Below are 15,886 nucleotides of genomic sequence, written 5' to 3'. Positions count from 1 at the left end.
GTCGACCATCACTTCGGCTTCGGCTTGGTGAGGCGGCGGTGGCAGATCAGGGCGCAGGCCAGCGATAACAGCGCGGTGATCGTGGATTCGGCGCGGTCGTAGCGCAGCGCGAGGCGGCGGAAGTCCAGCAGCCAGGACATGGTGCGCTCGACGACCCAGCGGACCCGCCCGAGCCGGGTGGAGTCCTCGATCCCGCGCCGGGCGATCCGCACCCCGATCCCACGCCCACTCAGGTAGCGGCGGCAGCGGGGATAGTCGTAGCCCTTGTCGGCGTGCACCTTGTCCGGCCGACGTCGCGGACGCCCCGGCTGTCCCGCCCGTTCGCGGACGCCGGGGTTGGTGTCCAGCAGCGGGGCGAGCATCCGACTGTCGTGGGTGTTCGCCCCGGTGACCAGCGCATGCAGCGGGAGCCCGCCTCGGTCGCAGAGCACGTGGTACTTGCTGCCCGCCTTCCCGCGATCGGTCGGCGAGGGCCCGGTGGCCTCGCCGCGGCGCTTGGCCCGCACGCTCACGCTGTCCACCGCCGCCCGCGACCAGTCCAGCAGGCCCTGCTGGGCGAGGCGGTCGAGCATCACCCGGTGCAGCTGGGCCCAGACCCCGGCCTGCTGCCACTGCCGTAGCCGCCGCCAGCAGGTCACTCCGGACCCACAGCCGAGCTCGGCGGGCAGCGCGTTCCAGCTGATCCCGGTCTTGAGCACGAACACGATCCCGGCCAGAGCGGCCCGATCCGGCACCCGCGGACGGCCTGTCCGTCCCCGCTTGTGCTTGCGCGGCTTGGGCAGCAGCGGCTCCACCAGCGCCCACAGCTCGTCGCTCACCAATCGCTCGACACAAGATCGCCGCGCCACGACCGGACATGATCAGCTACCAGCGCCGATCCACACAGGACCGACACGCCGACTTCTGAAACGACCTCTTAGAGGTCATTTCAGAACGAGGTCGACGTGTCTGTTGTAGACGACAAGCGGCTATCTGACCTGCCGTTTGATCTGTCGTCGAGGGGTCAATGGAAACTCGACAAGTCGTTCTGAAACGACCTCTAAGGCCTACTCCTCGCGCGCCATCCGCGCCCACCTGCGCGGACGACGGATCGTCGCGGTCATCCCGGAGCCGGCTGACCAGCAGGGACACCGGAAACGACGCGGCACACGCGGCGGTCGACCACCGGCGTTCGACCGGGTCGACTACCGCGGCCGCAACGTCGTCGAACGCGGGTTCTGCGAGGTCAAGCAGTGGCGCGGCCTCGCGACCCGCTACGACAAGCTCGCGCTGACCTTCCGCGGCGGAGTTGCACTGAAGGCCATCGTCACCTGGTTGCGCACTTTAGAGGTCGTTTCAGAACGACTTGTCGAGTTTCCATTGACCCCTCGACGACAGATCAAACGGCAGGTCAGATAGCCGCTTGTCGTCTACAACAGACACGTCGACCTCGTTCTGAAATGACCTCTTAGGAGACACGCCCTGAGGTTCCCCCGCTTTGCCGGAGTGTCTGAACACTGGTTCGATCTTGAGGGCCAGGAAGGAAGGCACTGGTGCCCGCACCGAAAAAGTACCCCGATGAGCTGCGCGAACGAGCGGTTCGGCTGTATCGGGAGTCCGACCCTCGCCCGACGTTCCGGGGGCTCGCCGAGCAGCTCGGGGTGCATCACGAGGCCCTGCGCAACTGGGTCCGTCAGGCCGAGGCAGACACCGGCGAGCGCCATGATCGGCCGTCGACCGACATGCTCGCCGAGAACCGCCGGCTCGCGCGGGAGAACGCTGAGCTGCGGCGGGTCAACGAGGTCCTGCGCGCGGCGAGCGCCTATTTCGCCAGCGAGATCGGCCCGACCCGGAGGAAATCATGAGCTTCGTCGATGCCCATGATTTCCCCGCCGGTCTCGTACTACGGGTCCTGAACATCGCGGCCTCGACCTACTACGACTGGCGCGCCCGCCGCGCGAACCCCTCTCAGCGGCAGCTCGACGACGCCGTCCTGCTTGAGCAGATCGTGAAGATCCGCTCGGTGAGCGAGTTCGCCACCACCTACGGATCCCCGCGGGTGTGGCTGGAGCTGCGCCGCCAGGGCGTGCACGTCGGGCGCAAGCGCGTCGCTCGGATCATGCGCGAGCACGGCCTTCAGGGCGCGCACCTGCGTCGCGGCTGGAAGGGCGGCTCGACCCGGCAGAATCCGGCCCACCGCCCGGCGCCGGACCTGCTCGAACGCGACTTCACCGCGACCGCGCCCAACCGGGTGTGGGTGGCGGACCTGACTCGCATCGTCACCGGTGAGGGCGTGTTGTGGCTGGCCTCGGTGCGGGACGCGTTCTCCAACCGGGTCGTCGGCTGGGCCACCGACCCGCGAGCCACGACGGTGCTGGTGCTGACCGCGCTCAACCACGCGCTGCGCTCCCGGAGCCTGCGTCCCGGTCAGTTGATCTTTCACAGCGACAAGGGGGCCCAATACACGGCACTGCGATTCACTCAGCGCCTGGTCGACGCGGGTGTCGCCCCGTCGACAGGGTCCACAGGGGACAGCTATGACAACGCCCTCGCCGAGAACCTGTGGTCCACGCTCAAGATCGAGCTGCTCTACTGGCCCGGGACGGGCTTCGCGACCCGCTGCGAGGCCGAGCATGCGCTGATCCGCTACCTCGACGGCTGGTACAACCCGCGCCGGATCCAGGCCCGCCTCGGAGGGCTCTCACCCGACGAGTACGAAGACGACTATCGTCGCGCCCAGCGCGACGCCGACAGGTAACCCGCACTCCGGCAAACCGGGGGAAGCTCACCCTAGCCCGCTCACACCTGGGGCCGCGAAACCCTGTCCTGGCTACACACCGCCTACCGGCAGGCTTACGGCCGGCTCGGCTCCGGTTTCCAGGCCGCGGAGTGGCACACCCGCTGGGTGGCACATGCCTACGCTGCGTTCGATGCCCCCTGAGCTTCCCCCGGTTTGCCGGAGTGCGGGTTACCTGTCGGCGTCGCGCTGGGCGCGACGATAGTCGTCTTCGTACTCGTCGGGTGAGAGCCCTCCGAGGCGGGCCTGGATCCGGCGCGGGTTGTACCAGCCGTCGAGGTAGCGGATCAGCGCATGCTCGGCCTCGCAGCGGGTCGCGAAGCCCGTCCCGGGCCAGTAGAGCAGCTCGATCTTGAGCGTGGACCACAGGTTCTCGGCGAGGGCGTTGTCATAGCTGTCCCCTGTGGACCCTGTCGACGGGGCGACACCCGCGTCGACCAGGCGCTGAGTGAATCGCAGTGCCGTGTATTGGGCCCCCTTGTCGCTGTGAAAGATCAACTGACCGGGACGCAGGCTCCGGGAGCGCAGCGCGTGGTTGAGCGCGGTCAGCACCAGCACCGTCGTGGCTCGCGGGTCGGTGGCCCAGCCGACGACCCGGTTGGAGAACGCGTCCCGCACCGAGGCCAGCCACAACACGCCCTCACCGGTGACGATGCGAGTCAGGTCCGCCACCCACACCCGGTTGGGCGCGGTCGCGGTGAAGTCGCGTTCGAGCAGGTCCGGCGCCGGGCGGTGGGCCGGATTCTGCCGGGTCGAGCCGCCCTTCCAGCCGCGACGCAGGTGCGCGCCCTGAAGGCCGTGCTCGCGCATGATCCGAGCGACGCGCTTGCGCCCGACGTGCACGCCCTGGCGGCGCAGCTCCAGCCACACCCGCGGGGATCCGTAGGTGGTGGCGAACTCGCTCACCGAGCGGATCTTCACGATCTGCTCAAGCAGGACGGCGTCGTCGAGCTGCCGCTGAGAGGGGTTCGCGCGGCGGGCGCGCCAGTCGTAGTAGGTCGAGGCCGCGATGTTCAGGACCCGTAGTACGAGACCGGCGGGGAAATCATGGGCATCGACGAAGCTCATGATTTCCTCCGGGTCGGGCCGATCTCGCTGGCGAAATAGGCGCTCGCCGCGCGCAGGACCTCGTTGACCCGCCGCAGCTCAGCGTTCTCCCGCGCGAGCCGGCGGTTCTCGGCGAGCATGTCGGTCGACGGCCGATCATGGCGCTCGCCGGTGTCTGCCTCGGCCTGACGGACCCAGTTGCGCAGGGCCTCGTGATGCACCCCGAGCTGCTCGGCGAGCCCCCGGAACGTCGGGCGAGGGTCGGACTCCCGATACAGCCGAACCGCTCGTTCGCGCAGCTCATCGGGGTACTTTTTCGGTGCGGGCACCAGTGCCTTCCTTCCTGGCCCTCAAGATCGAACCAGTGTTCAGACACTCCGGCAAAGCGGGGGAACCTCACCCGACACCGCGCGCGGTGGTGTCTGCGACCGCCCGGAGCACCGAGCCCCCGGACGGGACCCCGGACGGCGGCTGGAAACTGTCGAGTGGCGGCCGTGGTTCGATCGCGCCCGCACCGAAGACCTGGCCTGGCGCGCGGCCCTGCAGCCAGAAGCACCGGATGAGCCCGTTCCGGAGGCAGGCCACGGTGCCTCGCACGGGTGAAGATGGTCAGCAGCCCGGTCCGGAATGAGATACGGATACCGGGTGATGAGTACAACAACGATGACACGGCAGGCAGGGGCACGACCGGTGCTGAGGATGGTCGCAGGGGCAGCGGTGCTGCTGGCTGCTGCGGGGTGCAGCTCGGGTGAGCAGGAGCACGCTGGACATGCCCATCCTGCGGAGTCGGCGTCACCGGTTTCGACGTCGGCTCCGGTGCCGGTCGGGAGTAACGCGAAGCTGGTCACCGATTTCTACACCCAAGCGTTCGTCCACCGCGACGTTGCCGGGGCGTCGCAGATCTATGTCGCGGAGAGCTACATCCAGCACAATCCGCAGGTCCCCAACGGGCGGGCGGCGTTCGTGGACACGATGGGCCCGTATGTGAAAGACGGGGTGACATTCAGAATCGGCCGCGTGGTCGCCGAAGGCGACATCGTGGTGGTGCATGCCGAGTCCATCGAGAAGGACGGGCAGCGGTCCGCGGTCGCGGACTTCTTCCGCGTGGAGAACGGGAAGATCGTCGAGCACTGGGACGTCATCCAAGCCATCCCCGCCGACACCGCCAACGGCAACCCGATGGTCCCCGGCACTGCGACCTCACAGGCTCCGGGGCATCGGTAAAGGCGTTCCCGTTCACCTTGGCCGCGGTGGTCGCGCCGGGAGACGCCCTGTACTGAGGGACTGGTGCGCTCGGCGATCGCCGCTGGCGCGGCTGTCGTGGTGGGTGGTGACCTGGAGGTCGTCGGCGCCGATGATCCTGCTGGCGAGGTGTTCGATCTCGGTGGTGGTGAACTGGTCGGGCAGCGCGGCCGGGAGCAGGCGGAAACCGTCGCGGATGGTGTTGAGCGCGGTCGCGAGCCCGGCGACGGTGTCGCGGGCGACGACGTCGATCTGCACGGTGAGGAGGAGACGCTTGTGGCCCCAGCGGGCCGGGTTTCCGATCACCTCGGCGACCGCGCGGGACAGAACGCCGCGGCGCAGCAGCCCGGTGAAGTGCCCGGCGAGCACCTCCGCAGCCTGGTGGAGGTCTTTACCAGGCAGATCGAAATCTTGGCGGGCGATGACCAGCGCCTCACGAGCCCGGCCCGGCGGCCGGGTGGGTGGCGGTGAAGTGAGCACGGCGATCATTCTATTCACCGGCCGTTGTTCACTCACTCTGGGTGATCGAGGTGCCCGGTTTCGGTGATCGGGATGTTCCCGGCGGCGATGGTCCGGAGCACCCATCACACAGGCCCCGACCCACCCGTACAAGGCCCCGACAGGGCGGCCCTGACGGACGGCCGCGGCAGGGTGGGAGCGGCACCGTCTGGCTGGTGAGGTGTGGACACCGCGGTGCTGCCGCGTCGCTTCCGGTCCTGGCCCGCCCGGGGGCGGGCTGCGGTCCGGGTCGACGTGCCCACGACCCAGATCCAGACCAGGACTCGGCGTGCCCTGGCCCTCTGCTGAACCGCACGGGTTCGTTGCACAGGCCTCACTCTGTGGTGGTCATGAACTGGTCGCGGCGTAGTGGGGACGCTGTCTGCTGGCGGCCTCTACTTCGGCACGATGTGCAGGGTGAAGGTGCCGTCGGGCTGTTCGTCGCAGATCCCGATGTCGGGCGTGGTGCGTTCGGCCTCGGCGCAGGCGTGGATGGTCGGGTAGTTCCCGATTTTCTCGATGCTGAGAGAGTCGACGGCGGCGATCCCGGTCTGGATGAGCGCGACGACAGCAGCGCTCGTTCCGACGACGCGCAGAGCGTGCCCGATTTTCATGCAATCGTTCCCGTTCCCGGCCCGCGGTGGCGAAGGCCGGTGACGTCGAGTTCCAGGAGGTCAGCGCTGCCCTGGGCTCTGGTGGTGTTGGTCAGGTCCAGGTGACGGTGATGATCAGCATGGCGGTCACGAGAGCGAGCCCGACGGCGACGACGGCGAGCCAGATCCCGGCGTTGGCTGGTACGGGCGTCGCTCCGGGCGCGGTGGGTGCGTGGGTGGCGGCGGTGGTGTCGTGGGGGCCGCGGTCACGGCGGGTCCCGTTCTTGCGGCGGCGCCGGTCAGCGCTGCGACCGGTGCCGCGTTCGACGCGTCGGGGTGGGGTGGCCAGGGCGTCGTCGAGCGCGGCCCGGTTGAGCACGATGGTCGCGACCTCATCATCGCTCCCGCTGCTCATGCGAGCGGGCCGGTAGCTGCTTGCGCTGTCGCTGCCGGTATTGCCGTGTCGCGGCAGTGGTGCTGGTGGGCGCGGGTCGCTGCGATGGTGCGGGGCCGTGTTGCGGCGGGTGTCCACCGGCTCACTGTGCGCGATATGTGCGTTGTTGACCAGATTGTCGGAGTGAAGTCACCTCGATGGGTCGGCAGAGTCACGACGCCGTGGGCTCCCCGGGCCGCGGGAGTGCCTCGCTGTTGTGGTGGCCGGGTGCGAGGTGCCCGGTTTGGGTGATCGGGATGGCGTCGGAGGCGGTGGTGGCGACGTCACGCCGTCGATGGTCGCCGTCGGGGCGATGGTAGGCGTCGATGGTGGTGGCCCGGATGACAGACAGGTGCCGGTAAAGGATCAGCACTGGAGTGGCGGTCGTGGTTCGATCGGGCCCGCGTCGAGGACCTCGAACGGCGCCGGTCAGCCGCAGATCCAGACTAGAATCGCGGAGACCACGGGTCGGCCTCGACAGGCCGCGCTGTCGCTGCTGACAGCTGTGGCCCCCGTAGCCCAATGGCAGAGGCAGGCCCCTTAAACGGGTCACCGGTGTCGGTTCGACTCCGACCAGGGGCACCGTCGGGGTGCTGAGCAGATGTCATTCCGGCCGGTCACCTCGCCGGACCATCGTATTCCGGCGAACGGTTTCAGGGGCGCGGAGCCGTCGCACCGGCCGACTTATTTCTGTAGTGTTTACTCTTGTTCGGGTTGCCCTGATTCGGGGTGGCTGTCACGGTGCGGTTCGGGATGTGAGGTCAGGGTTATGGCTCAGGTGACTCGGGTGGAGTTGGTGGATGACCTGGAGGGGGGTCCGGCGGATGAGACGGTGCGGTTCGGGGTGGAGGGGAAGTCGTATGTGATTGATTTGAAGTCGGAGAACGTGGAGTTGTTCCGGTCGGCGGTGGCGGATTTTGTGGCGGCGGCGCGGCGGGACACGGGGACCGGCGTGAAGAGTGTGCGGCGCAGCGGGTCGGGGCTGGGGCGTGCGGAGAATCGGGCGATCCGGGAGTGGGCTCGCAACAACGACTATCCGATTTCTGAGCGGGGCAGGATTCCGGCGCACGTGGTCACCGCCTACCACCAGAGCAACTGAGCAGGGCAGCGATGGTTGTCGGAGACGACCGAGAGAAGACCAGCTTCGCTGAGGGCTTCACTGGGGATCTGGTGGTGGGGGTGGATGCCGATGATCGGCGGGTCGGGTTCGGCGATGACGACTACGACTACGACTACGACTACGGGTTCGGTGGCGGTGTTGGTGAGTGAGGTCCGGGTGGCGAGTGTGAAGAGGTGTGGGTGGTGACGCCGACGGCGGCGTTCCCGGAGTTCAACCCCGCGGTCTGTGGTTCCCCCGAGATCGTGGAGGGTTCCCTATGCCGCGTCTCGAGTGAGGGCGGCGTTCTCGTAGACGATCGGTGCGAGCCCGGCGGCGGCGCTGTGTCGTCGCCGGTGGTTGTAGAAGCCGTAGCACCAGTCGATAACCACCGCCCGAGCCTTCGCAGTGGTGTCGAAGTCGTTGCGGGACAGCACTTCCCACTCCAGGCTGGAGAAGAACGCCTCCGCCGCGGCGTTGTCGAAACACGACCCGACCCATGGACTGGCGGATGTCCAGGCGGCGACACAACGTGGCGAACGCGCCGGCGGTGTAGGTCGAGCCGCGGTCGGTGTGAAAGATCACCCCTGCGATCCCGTCCGCGCCGCCGCGGGCCGCGACGGCCATCCGGATGGCCTCACACGCCAGCTCGGCGTTGGGGTGCAGCCCGGTGGCCGCGCCGAGCAACCTGCGCGAGTACAGGTCGATCACCGTGGCCAGATACAGCTTCCCGGCCGCGGTGGGGATCTCGGTCATGTCCCCGACCCAGCGGCGGTTCGGCTCGGCGGCGGTGAAGTCGCGGTTCAGCAGGTCCGGGAACTTCGGCGCCGCCTTGTCCTGGCGGGTCAGCCCGTTGCGCCTCCGGATGCGGCGGGCGACCAGGCTCTGTCGGCGCATCGAGTCCGCCACGGTCTTCTCCGACACCTTCCACCCCGCCTCACGTAGGTCCGCGTGCAACCGCGGCGAGCCGTGCAGACGCTCGGCGGCGTCGAACCCGGCCCTCACGGCGGCGTCGAGCGCGCGTCGGCGCTCCTCAGTCGCAGTCAGGCCGCCACCGGGACTGGTGGCGCGACTCAGCCACTTGTACAGCCAGGAGATCGACACGCCGAGCAGCGCGCAGGCCAGCGTGTGCGGCACCCGGTGGAAGGTCCTCTGGTCGGCGATGAAACGTGCCACGCTCACTTCGTCGCCTCCTTGACCCACAGGACCACGGATCGTTTGAGGACATCACGCTCCATCCGCAGCTCGGCGTTCTCCGCCCGCAGCCGCTTGAGCTCGGCGATGTCACCCCGGGAGAGGCCTTCGGTGTCCTCGCGGGCCTCCCGCGCTCGGGCCACCCAGTTGCCCAGTGTGCCCTCGTTGACCCCCAGGTCGCGGGCGATCTGGGCGATCGGCTTGCCGGTCTCCTCGACGATCCGGACCGCACCGTCACGGAACTCCCGGTCGTATCGCTTCCGTACCTCTGGCATCGCCACCCCTTATAGCTGATGCCTCCCCGATCATGGGGGAACCGCAAAGCCGATCGCCCAGATCGCCCGCGACCTGGGGGTCAACGAGGGCACACTGGGCAACTGGGTGGCCCGAGCGCGGGAGGCCCGCGAGGACACCGAAGGCCTCTCCCGGGGTGACATCGCCGAGCTCAAGCGGCTGCGGGCGGAGAACGCCGAGCTGCGGATGGAGCGTGATGTCCTCAAACGATCCGTGGTCCTGTGGGTCAAGGAGGCGACGAAGTGAGCGTGGCACGTTTCATCGCCGACCAGAGGACCTTCCACCGGGTGCCGCACACGCTGGCCTGCGCGCTGCTCGGCGTGTCGATCTCCTGGCTGTACAAGTGGCTGAGTCGCGCCACCAGTCCCGGTGGCGGCCTGACTGCGACTGAGGAGCGCCGACGCGCGCTCGACGCCGCCGTGAGGGCCGGGTTCGACGCCGCCGAGCGTCTGCACGGCTCGCCGCGGTTGCACGCGGACCTACGTGAGGCGGGGTGGAAGGTGTCGGAGAAGACCGTGGCGGACTCGATGCGCCGACAGAGCCTGGTCGCCCGCCGCATCCGGAGGCGCAACGGGCTGACCCGCCAGGACAAGGCGGCGCCGAAGTTCCCGGACCTGCTGAACCGCGACTTCACCGCCGCCGAGCCGAACCGCCGCTGGGTCGGGGACATGACCGAGATCCCCACCGCGGCCGGGAAGCTGTATCTGGCCACGGTGATCGACCTGTACTCGCGCAGGTTGCTCGGCGCGGCCACCGGGCTGCACCCCAACGCCGAGCTGGCGTGTGAGGCCATCCGGATGGCCGTCGCGGCCCGCGGCGGCGCGGACGGGATCGCAGGGGTGATCTTTCACACCGACCGCGGCTCGACCTACACCGCCGGCGCGTTCGCCACGTTGTGTCGCCGCCTGGACATCCGCCAGTCCATGGGTCGGGTCGTGTTTCGACAACGCCGCGGCGGAGGCGTTCTTCTCCAGCCTGGAGTGGGAAGTGCTGTCCCGCAACGACTTCGACACCACTGCGAAGGCTCGGGCGGTGGTTATCGACTGGTGCTACGGCTTCTACAACCACCGGCGACGACACAGCGCCGCCGCCGGGCTCGCACCGATCGTCTACGAGAACGCCGCCCTCACTCGAGACGCGGCATAGGGAACCCTCCACGATCTCGGGGGAACCACAACATCTGACTTGGGTAATTGCCGTCTCGGGAGATTACTTCCTAGTCATAGAGTCTCTGGGGGCGACACGCCGCGGTGTGCCAACCGCGCCAAACACCGGATCCGACGGGTCGCCTGTGCAGTCGACGGGGGCGGTCACGGCCGCCAGCGCGGGATCTCCTCCAGGCTCTTCGGCGCCCACGACAGCCCCCCAGGCAACCGCTCCGGGGTCGCCGACTCCGCCCGGGACCACTTCGCCCGCGTCACCATCTCCTCCATCGCGCTCGCCAACACTCCGAGCGACTGCGGATGGCACCGCACCACCACCACCGAGCAGCGCAACACCCGCGCCCGCCGCGCAGCGTCCACCAACAGCCCCGACGGCCCGAGCAAACTCCCCGGATCGGCGGCCTTCACGAAGTACTCACGCGGCCTCAGCGTCTCCTCCACCTGCACCAACAACCGGCGCCCGTCCCGCAACACCTGCACGCCATCCGGAACATCCACCGGCTGCGCCGCCCGGCCCCCCGCAACGCCTCTTCCTGAGCCGCCTGACGCGCTAACAGACGCTGCGACTCTGAGCTTGGCCCCGTAGTCCGGACACCGACGGTGTGGGGTCAGTGGGTGTGGTCGGGCGGGGTGTGGGCTGCTTCGAAGTCGTTCGGGGAGAGCATCCCAATACTGGAATGGCGCCGTAACGGATTGTACCAGCATTCTATCCATTCGAAGATGGCGGTGGCAAGCTCTGCGCGGGTTTTCCAGGTTCTGGAATCGAGCAGTTCGAGTTGCATGGTACCCCAGAATGATTCGACCAGAGAGTTATCGTAGCAATCTCCGATCGAGCCCATCGATGGGACGATTCCAGCGGCGACCAGACGTCGACCGAATGCCCATGATGTGAATTGGGTGCCGTGGTCGGAATGTAGGATCGTGGCGTGGTATTGCGGGCGTCGGCGGAGTATGGCCATGCCGAGGGCGTCGATGACGAGTTCGGTGCGCATGTTGTCGGCGATGGACCATCCGACTGCTTTCCGGGAGAATACATCGATGACTGCCGCGCAGTAGACTTTCCCTTCTCGGGTGGGGTGTTCGGTGATGTCGGTGCACCAGATCTCATCCGGTCCGTCGACGGTGAAGTCGCGGTCGACCAGGTCGGTGTAGGGGTCGGCGTGCTGGTCCCGGACGGTGCAGCCGTGGTTGCGTCGCCGGTAGAGGCCCTGGATCCCGGCCTGGCGCATCAGCCGAGCGACGCGTTTGTGGTTCACCGTGATACCGAGTCCGAGGGTGAGCTCGGCGTGCACACGTGGCCATCCGTAGGTGCCCCGGGACTCTGCGTGGATTTTCTCGATGTGTTTGAGGAGCAGTTCGTTCTCCTGCGTCCGTAGCGATGTCGCCCCGGAGTGCCATTCGTAGTAGCCCTGGCGGCGGACGCCAAGGACCCGGCAGGTCACCGCGACGTCGAATCCATCGTCGGCGAGTTCACGGACCAGCGGGAAAACTACTTTGGGAGGATGCTCTCCCGGGCGAAGTACGCGGCAGCACGCTTGAGGATCTCGTTCTCGATCTCGATCCGGCGGGCCTTCTTTCGGAGTTCGACGATCTCACTTTTCTCCGCGCTCGACAGACGTGTGGAGCGCGGGTCACCGTCGTCTGCGTCGGCCTGGGAGACCCAGTTCCGCAGACACGACTCCGACAACGACAGGTCCTTGGCGATTTCCGAGATCGGCTTGACCTTCGAACGGGCCAGGTCGATAGCGCGTTGCCGGAACTCCGGCGGGTGAGGAGCGGGCACGAACGACATCCTTCCCGGCGGACGGCGTCCGCCTCAGGACAGGTGTCCGGTACCAGGGGCCAAGCTCATACAAGATCGCGTCCAGCACGTCCCGACGCGCATGAGCGATCCGACGACCCCGACGGGCGATCGGCGGCAACAACGGCTCGATCACCACCCACTGGGCATCACTGGTGTCCGAGGGGTACCGACGCGGTCGTTCCTGCACGACAGACACGATGGACCACCCCCGCAGGGCCAGGCATCCCGACATGCCCACCATTTCCAAACACGCTCTCAGGGCGAAAATCTATTCGTCATCCTATTTTGACAAGAATAACGCCGATTATGATTGTGCCGATGCCGATGAGCATCCGTGGAGTGAGAGGGTCTTTCCAGATGAATCGTGCCAAGAGCGCAACGAGGGCGATACCGACCGCGACCCAGATCCCGTAAGCGACACCGATCGGTAATCCGCCTTGGAGTGCCATAGCGAGGCAGGCGAATGCCAGGACGTAGCCGATGGCGACTGGGATGAGCCAGATGTGTTTGCGGAATCCCTCTGAGGCGCGCAGACTCAAGGTGGCGCCGATCTCTGCGGCGACCGCGGCGGCCAACCAGATCCAGCTCATGCCGCGGCTTTTTCGGTGGTGAGGCTCTCGGGGTGGTGGGAGCCGGTCTCGACCAGCACCACTCCGCCGATGATGAGTGCTATTCCGATGATCGCGGGCAGGCCGAGCATCTCGCCGAAGACCAACACGCCGAACAATGCGGTCAGCGCGACGCCACAGGCTCCCCAGATGCCGTAGGCGATACCGATCGGCATACCTGTGCGTAGCGTTAGCCCTAATAAGACGAACGCGGTCACGTAGCCGACGGCTACGACGAGTATCCAGCCTGTGTGATCGATCGTGGCCCGCAAAGCGATCGTTGCTGCGACTTCTGCGCCGATCGCCCCGCCCAGTAATGCCCACTTTTTCACCATGCTACTTCCACCCTCTCCGTCGTGTGCTGCATGCTGTCACGTGAGCACACGGTACAGGTAGAAGTTCATGTTGACCCCGATGGGTCCTACTGGCGCGGGGATAATTGAGGCCAGATGCTGAGCGTCGTAGAAGCATGTCCGAAGAGAGTTATTTGCGATTTGATCGTTTGTTTTGATAACGGCCAGAAACGGCTCTCCCATGCGGGAGCGGCGAATGTTGGCGAGTATATCCGGAACCGGCGGCGAGGTAGCGGTCAGATCGAGGCCCTGTTCGGTATATGCCGGTCCCCAGGGGGGTTCGATGATGTAGATATCGTGCGGGCTACGTGGCGCGAGTGTACGTAAGAGCTCCTGATAGTCACCGTGTACGAGATCGATATCGACCTCCACGAGCGAAAAATTGTGCTGCGTGGCCCGATGAATCAATGGATCCAGTTCCACCGCATGCGTGGGTACCGCCAGGTGTCGCCCGATATGGTAGGCGATATTCCCCGATCCGCAGAACAGATCTGCAACAAATCCAGGTGTAGCCGCCGCGCCGAACCTCTTGGAGTATCTCGCCGCTAATTCGTCAGCCAAAGAAACTGCGTAACTGTCTACGGAACACTCGATAGCGGTACGGCCAAAGATCCGCAGGCCGCGTTCAGTCATCTGGCTAGCGGGGATCCCATACAACGAAAAGAAATCAGGGGAGCCGTATATCGTGGTGGCGACAGTGACTAACTCTGACCCAGTGAGCAGACGCATACGTGAGGGGCCGAGTAAGTCAGCCCGGCAACGAAAGTACTCATCTCGACCATCTGCTGACGCGTCTACGGCCATGAATGAACGAATCCTCCAGCCAGGCTCGCATCGTCGCCCAGACAGGGAGACCAGTGAGCTCCATCGGTAACTTACTCCAGCTCGGAAGCCTGTACGATCTGTGAAGATTCAGTCAAGGGTGCAACCCGCAGAATTATCGAATTCTTGCCCCGCTGGATCCTCGGCGTTCAATCTTGATCTCGCCGCCGCACCTACGCTCCGGACATGGAGAATCGCCCCCGAATCCGAGAATCTTCCACTCGAACTCAAAAGCAACAGAACACCACAGAAGAAGACTCGGCGAAACTTGAATCCAACATATTCGACTCGCTGGGGATCAGCTATGAGCATGCCTATGGTCACTTGCCAGAGCAGTTGGCCGCATTGGAATGGTTGACAGCTCGACTGCCAGAGGGGGCACGGGTTCTTGACATCGGTAGTGGCACCGGAAAACCCGCGGCTGCCCACCTGGTGAAAGCTGGCTGCACCGTAACCGGTATCGACACCTCAGCCACGATGATCGAGCTGTCGGCACGCCAAGTGCCGCCTGCTACCTTCCTACGCGAGGACGTCCGGACGGTTCATTGCTCACCAGAATCATGGGAGGCGATCTGCTCCTTCTTCTCTTTGTTTCAGATGTCCCGACCCGATCTGGACGCCACTCTACTCCGAGTCGCTGACTGGTTAGTCCCGGGCGGATATTTCATCTTCGCCACCGTTCCATTTGACAGCAGCAACGCTCCCATCATTTGGATGGGACGAACTGTCGAAGCCAGCAGTTACCCAGTATTGGTATTCCGCCAGCGGCTGGAAGCCGCCGGACTGGATATCCAGCATGTACAGGTGAGCACTTTCCAGCCGCAACATTCCGATGCTGAACCTGAGAAGCATCTGTTTATTTATGCCCGTAAACCCGGTGGTCGGGCTGTCACCTGCCACGCCTTATCCGGACCGTATCCTCATCCGGTGAGCTATCGCGGACCTCATCAACTCACTCAGGACGGTTGGCAGGCGATGGAATCCCGATTCGATCGGGCGGACATCAGTCCTGTAGTAAAGGCAGTGGCTAGGAACAGTCGGGTACTCGACATCGGCGGCGGTAGTGGTGCTGTGGTTGCGGCCATCGCCGACAAGCTTGGTAGCTGCACAACCGTGGAACCTCACCCGCTACGTGAAGAGAGTATGCGCGCACTGCGCGGCCAGGGAGTCACAGTGCTGCCCGGGAAAGCTGAACGTATCCCTCTTCCCACCGCCAGTGTGGATGCTGCCGTAGCAACCTGGATCTTGCACTACATTGACGATCCCTCCGCTGCTGTACGTGAAATGGTACGCGTCGTCGACCTGACCCACCCGGAGGCAAAGATTGTCCTCGTACAGGGCGCACCGACCAACGAACTCACCAGCCTGTGGAACCAGGTGTGCGCGCCCCTGCTTAACGAAGCACCAGACCACCAGGGTTACCTACTCGCACTAGCCGCAGAAATTCTCGCTGCCAACGGGTTCGAGGAACTGTCCTGGCATCAAGTAACAGTCAAGGTGACATTCCCCGAAACCGATCCAACGACGCGAGCCAAGGCCGCTGCCGAAACACTGGCAGCCTTCTGGCACACCGATCATCCTCAGCAAGGCGAACTACGCGAAACCCTACAACCTGTATTGCAACAGCATCTCAGCGCAGAAACCACTCATATCAACGACACCGGCGTCATGCTAATAGCACGACCCGCCCGCAACGAGGTATTCTTATAACGATCTGATGCGCAGTAGCGGTGTCAGCGGCGGGCGGCACGCCGCCCGCCGCTGACGATCTTCGATCGTGCCACCTTGTCTAATCCTGCCTCGACAGGGCGTGGGCGCTTTTTCTTCCGCCCTGTGCACGATAGGTGCCGGCTCCGCATTTGTCTTTGGGGTGGCGGAATGAGGTGTTCTCAGTAGTGGTGTCGGTGCTGATCAGAGACGTGACGTAGTGGCAGGCCCACGGGTGGGTGCAGGACCTCGGTAG

Annotated in this window: 23 protein-coding genes, 1 tRNA gene and 2 pseudogenes; 11 read left to right on the top strand and 15 right to left on the bottom strand. The window is 65.7% G+C overall.

The window, feature by feature from the left end:
• Window positions 1-8 precede the first annotated feature (8 nt).
• On the bottom strand, window positions 9-848 hold the full coding sequence (locus KPF47_RS34560; protein ID WP_224386569.1) for an IS5 family transposase: 840 nt from the start codon (window positions 846-848) through the stop codon (window positions 9-11).
• 136 nt (window positions 849-984) lie between these two features.
• Between KPF47_RS34560 and KPF47_RS41215 the strand changes: the two genes are divergently transcribed.
• The 3 genes from KPF47_RS41215 (at window position 985) to KPF47_RS34545 (ending at window position 2,737) form a co-directional block, all read left to right on the top strand.
• Window positions 985-1,398 carry a transposase gene (locus KPF47_RS41215; protein ID WP_374108825.1) on the top strand — a complete coding sequence of 138 codons (414 nt, stop codon included), beginning with the start codon at window positions 985-987 and terminating at the stop codon, window positions 1,396-1,398.
• A 134-nt stretch (window positions 1,399-1,532) separates the two neighbouring features.
• A complete protein-coding gene (locus KPF47_RS34550; protein ID WP_224388530.1) occupies window positions 1,533-1,844 on the top strand; it encodes a transposase in 312 nt (103 codons plus the stop codon).
• Window positions 1,841-2,737, top strand: coding sequence for an IS3 family transposase (locus tag KPF47_RS34545; protein ID WP_224388541.1), 897 nt, complete (start codon window positions 1,841-1,843; stop codon window positions 2,735-2,737). The genes KPF47_RS34550 and KPF47_RS34545 overlap by 4 nt, the downstream gene beginning before the upstream one ends.
• A 210-nt stretch (window positions 2,738-2,947) precedes the next feature.
• On the opposite strand, the gene KPF47_RS34540 is transcribed toward KPF47_RS34545, so the two are convergent.
• Window positions 2,948-3,844, bottom strand: coding sequence for an IS3 family transposase (locus KPF47_RS34540; protein WP_224388541.1), 897 nt, complete (start codon window positions 3,842-3,844; stop codon window positions 2,948-2,950).
• On the bottom strand, window positions 3,841-4,152 hold the full coding sequence (locus KPF47_RS34535) for a transposase (protein WP_224388530.1): 312 nt from the start codon (window positions 4,150-4,152) through the stop codon (window positions 3,841-3,843). The genes KPF47_RS34540 and KPF47_RS34535 overlap by 4 nt, the downstream gene beginning before the upstream one ends.
• Window positions 4,153-4,522: 370 nt before the next feature.
• Here KPF47_RS34535 and KPF47_RS34530 point away from each other — a divergent pair, with 370 nt between their 5' ends.
• Window positions 4,523-5,047: a nuclear transport factor 2 family protein gene (locus KPF47_RS34530; RefSeq protein ID WP_224392812.1), complete on the top strand. Its 525-nt coding sequence runs from the start codon at window positions 4,523-4,525 to the stop codon at window positions 5,045-5,047.
• 12 nt (window positions 5,048-5,059) lie between these two features.
• Here KPF47_RS34530 and KPF47_RS34525 read toward each other — a convergent pair whose 3' ends face one another.
• From KPF47_RS34525 to KPF47_RS34515, 3 genes are all read right to left on the bottom strand, one after another.
• The gene (locus tag KPF47_RS34525; protein ID WP_224392811.1) at window positions 5,060-5,434 is read right to left on the bottom strand and encodes a hypothetical protein; all 375 of its coding nucleotides are present in this window, start codon (window positions 5,432-5,434) and stop codon (window positions 5,060-5,062) included.
• A gap of 524 nt (window positions 5,435-5,958) precedes the next feature.
• Window positions 5,959-6,177 carry a hypothetical protein gene (locus KPF47_RS34520; RefSeq protein ID WP_224389114.1) on the bottom strand — a complete coding sequence of 73 codons (219 nt, stop codon included), beginning with the start codon at window positions 6,175-6,177 and terminating at the stop codon, window positions 5,959-5,961.
• Window positions 6,178-6,268: 91 nt separating this feature from the next.
• Window positions 6,269-6,571 carry a hypothetical protein gene (locus KPF47_RS34515; protein WP_224389115.1) on the bottom strand — a complete coding sequence of 101 codons (303 nt, stop codon included), beginning with the start codon at window positions 6,569-6,571 and terminating at the stop codon, window positions 6,269-6,271.
• A 526-nt stretch (window positions 6,572-7,097) separates the two neighbouring features.
• Here KPF47_RS34515 and KPF47_RS34510 point away from each other — a divergent pair.
• The 3 genes from KPF47_RS34510 to KPF47_RS34500 all read left to right on the top strand — a co-directional run bounded on the left by KPF47_RS34510 (window position 7,098) and on the right by KPF47_RS34500 (window position 7,858).
• Window positions 7,098-7,171, top strand: a tRNA-Leu gene (locus tag KPF47_RS34510).
• Window positions 7,172-7,358: 187 nt separating this feature from the next.
• Window positions 7,359-7,688 (top strand): Lsr2 family protein, encoded by a 330-nt coding sequence (locus tag KPF47_RS34505; RefSeq protein WP_224392810.1) that lies wholly within the window; start codon window positions 7,359-7,361, stop codon window positions 7,686-7,688.
• A gap of 11 nt (window positions 7,689-7,699) precedes the next feature.
• A complete protein-coding gene (locus KPF47_RS34500) occupies window positions 7,700-7,858 on the top strand; it encodes a hypothetical protein (protein ID WP_224392809.1) in 159 nt (52 codons plus the stop codon).
• A 105-nt stretch (window positions 7,859-7,963) separates the two neighbouring features.
• On the opposite strand, the gene KPF47_RS41210 is transcribed toward KPF47_RS34500, so the two are convergent.
• The 3 genes and pseudogenes from KPF47_RS41210 to KPF47_RS34485 all read right to left on the bottom strand — a co-directional run bounded on the left by KPF47_RS41210 (window position 7,964) and on the right by KPF47_RS34485 (window position 9,154).
• Window positions 7,964-8,122 carry an IS3 family transposase gene (locus KPF47_RS41210; RefSeq protein ID WP_224392823.1) on the bottom strand — a complete coding sequence of 53 codons (159 nt, stop codon included), beginning with the start codon at window positions 8,120-8,122 and terminating at the stop codon, window positions 7,964-7,966.
• A gap of 64 nt (window positions 8,123-8,186) precedes the next feature.
• Window positions 8,187-8,861: pseudogene (locus KPF47_RS34490) on the bottom strand (IS3 family transposase); the annotation flags it as partial.
• 2 nt (window positions 8,862-8,863) lie between these two features.
• Window positions 8,864-9,154 (bottom strand): transposase, encoded by a 291-nt coding sequence (locus tag KPF47_RS34485; protein WP_178374588.1) that lies wholly within the window; start codon window positions 9,152-9,154, stop codon window positions 8,864-8,866.
• A 52-nt stretch (window positions 9,155-9,206) separates the two neighbouring features.
• On the opposite strand from KPF47_RS34485, the gene KPF47_RS34480 reads away from it, so the two are divergent.
• The 3 genes and pseudogenes from KPF47_RS34480 (at window position 9,207) to KPF47_RS41205 (ending at window position 10,319) form a co-directional block, all read left to right on the top strand.
• Complete coding sequence (locus KPF47_RS34480; protein ID WP_224392824.1) at window positions 9,207-9,419, top strand: transposase; 213 nt, start codon at window positions 9,207-9,209, stop codon at window positions 9,417-9,419.
• Window positions 9,395-10,096: pseudogene (locus KPF47_RS34475) on the top strand (IS3 family transposase); the annotation flags it as partial. The gene KPF47_RS34480 and the pseudogene KPF47_RS34475, both read left to right, overlap by 25 nt.
• 64 nt (window positions 10,097-10,160) lie before the next feature.
• The gene (locus KPF47_RS41205) at window positions 10,161-10,319 is read left to right on the top strand and encodes an IS3 family transposase (RefSeq protein ID WP_224392823.1); all 159 of its coding nucleotides are present in this window, start codon (window positions 10,161-10,163) and stop codon (window positions 10,317-10,319) included.
• A gap of 164 nt (window positions 10,320-10,483) precedes the next feature.
• Here the strand turns inward: KPF47_RS41205 and KPF47_RS34465 are convergent, their stop codons facing one another.
• The 6 genes from KPF47_RS34465 to KPF47_RS34435 all read right to left on the bottom strand — a co-directional run bounded on the left by KPF47_RS34465 (window position 10,484) and on the right by KPF47_RS34435 (window position 13,734).
• Window positions 10,484-10,816, bottom strand: coding sequence for a hypothetical protein (locus KPF47_RS34465; RefSeq protein WP_224392808.1), 333 nt, complete (start codon window positions 10,814-10,816; stop codon window positions 10,484-10,486).
• Window positions 10,817-10,944: 128 nt separating this feature from the next.
• Entirely contained in the window at window positions 10,945-11,778 is an 834-nt protein-coding gene (locus tag KPF47_RS34460; protein WP_308015375.1) for an IS3 family transposase, read from the bottom strand.
• 47 nt (window positions 11,779-11,825) lie between these two features.
• Entirely contained in the window at window positions 11,826-12,119 is a 294-nt protein-coding gene (locus KPF47_RS34455; RefSeq protein WP_178373333.1) for a transposase, read from the bottom strand.
• Between the two features lie 296 nt (window positions 12,120-12,415).
• Window positions 12,416-12,730 (bottom strand): multidrug efflux SMR transporter, encoded by a 315-nt coding sequence (locus tag KPF47_RS34445; protein WP_178373334.1) that lies wholly within the window; start codon window positions 12,728-12,730, stop codon window positions 12,416-12,418.
• The gene (locus KPF47_RS34440) at window positions 12,727-13,083 is read right to left on the bottom strand and encodes an SMR family transporter (RefSeq protein WP_218621970.1); all 357 of its coding nucleotides are present in this window, start codon (window positions 13,081-13,083) and stop codon (window positions 12,727-12,729) included. Before KPF47_RS34440 ends, KPF47_RS34445 begins: the two co-directional genes overlap by 4 nt.
• A 36-nt stretch (window positions 13,084-13,119) precedes the next feature.
• Window positions 13,120-13,734, bottom strand: a complete 615-nt coding sequence (locus KPF47_RS34435; protein ID WP_224392807.1) for a class I SAM-dependent methyltransferase — start codon at window positions 13,732-13,734, stop codon at window positions 13,120-13,122.
• Between the two features lie 375 nt (window positions 13,735-14,109).
• On the opposite strand from KPF47_RS34435, the gene KPF47_RS34430 reads away from it, so the two are divergent.
• On the top strand, window positions 14,110-15,633 hold the full coding sequence (locus KPF47_RS34430) for a methyltransferase domain-containing protein (RefSeq protein WP_224392806.1): 1,524 nt from the start codon (window positions 14,110-14,112) through the stop codon (window positions 15,631-15,633).
• The last annotated feature ends 253 nt before the right edge of the window (window positions 15,634-15,886 follow it).

It is taken from the genome of Pseudonocardia sp. ICBG1293 (assembly GCF_020131355.1).
Lineage (GTDB): Bacteria > Actinomycetota > Actinomycetes > Mycobacteriales > Pseudonocardiaceae > Pseudonocardia.
The sequence above is the reverse complement of the archived record's forward strand: the minus strand, read 5'-3'. Positions and strand labels throughout refer to the sequence as shown.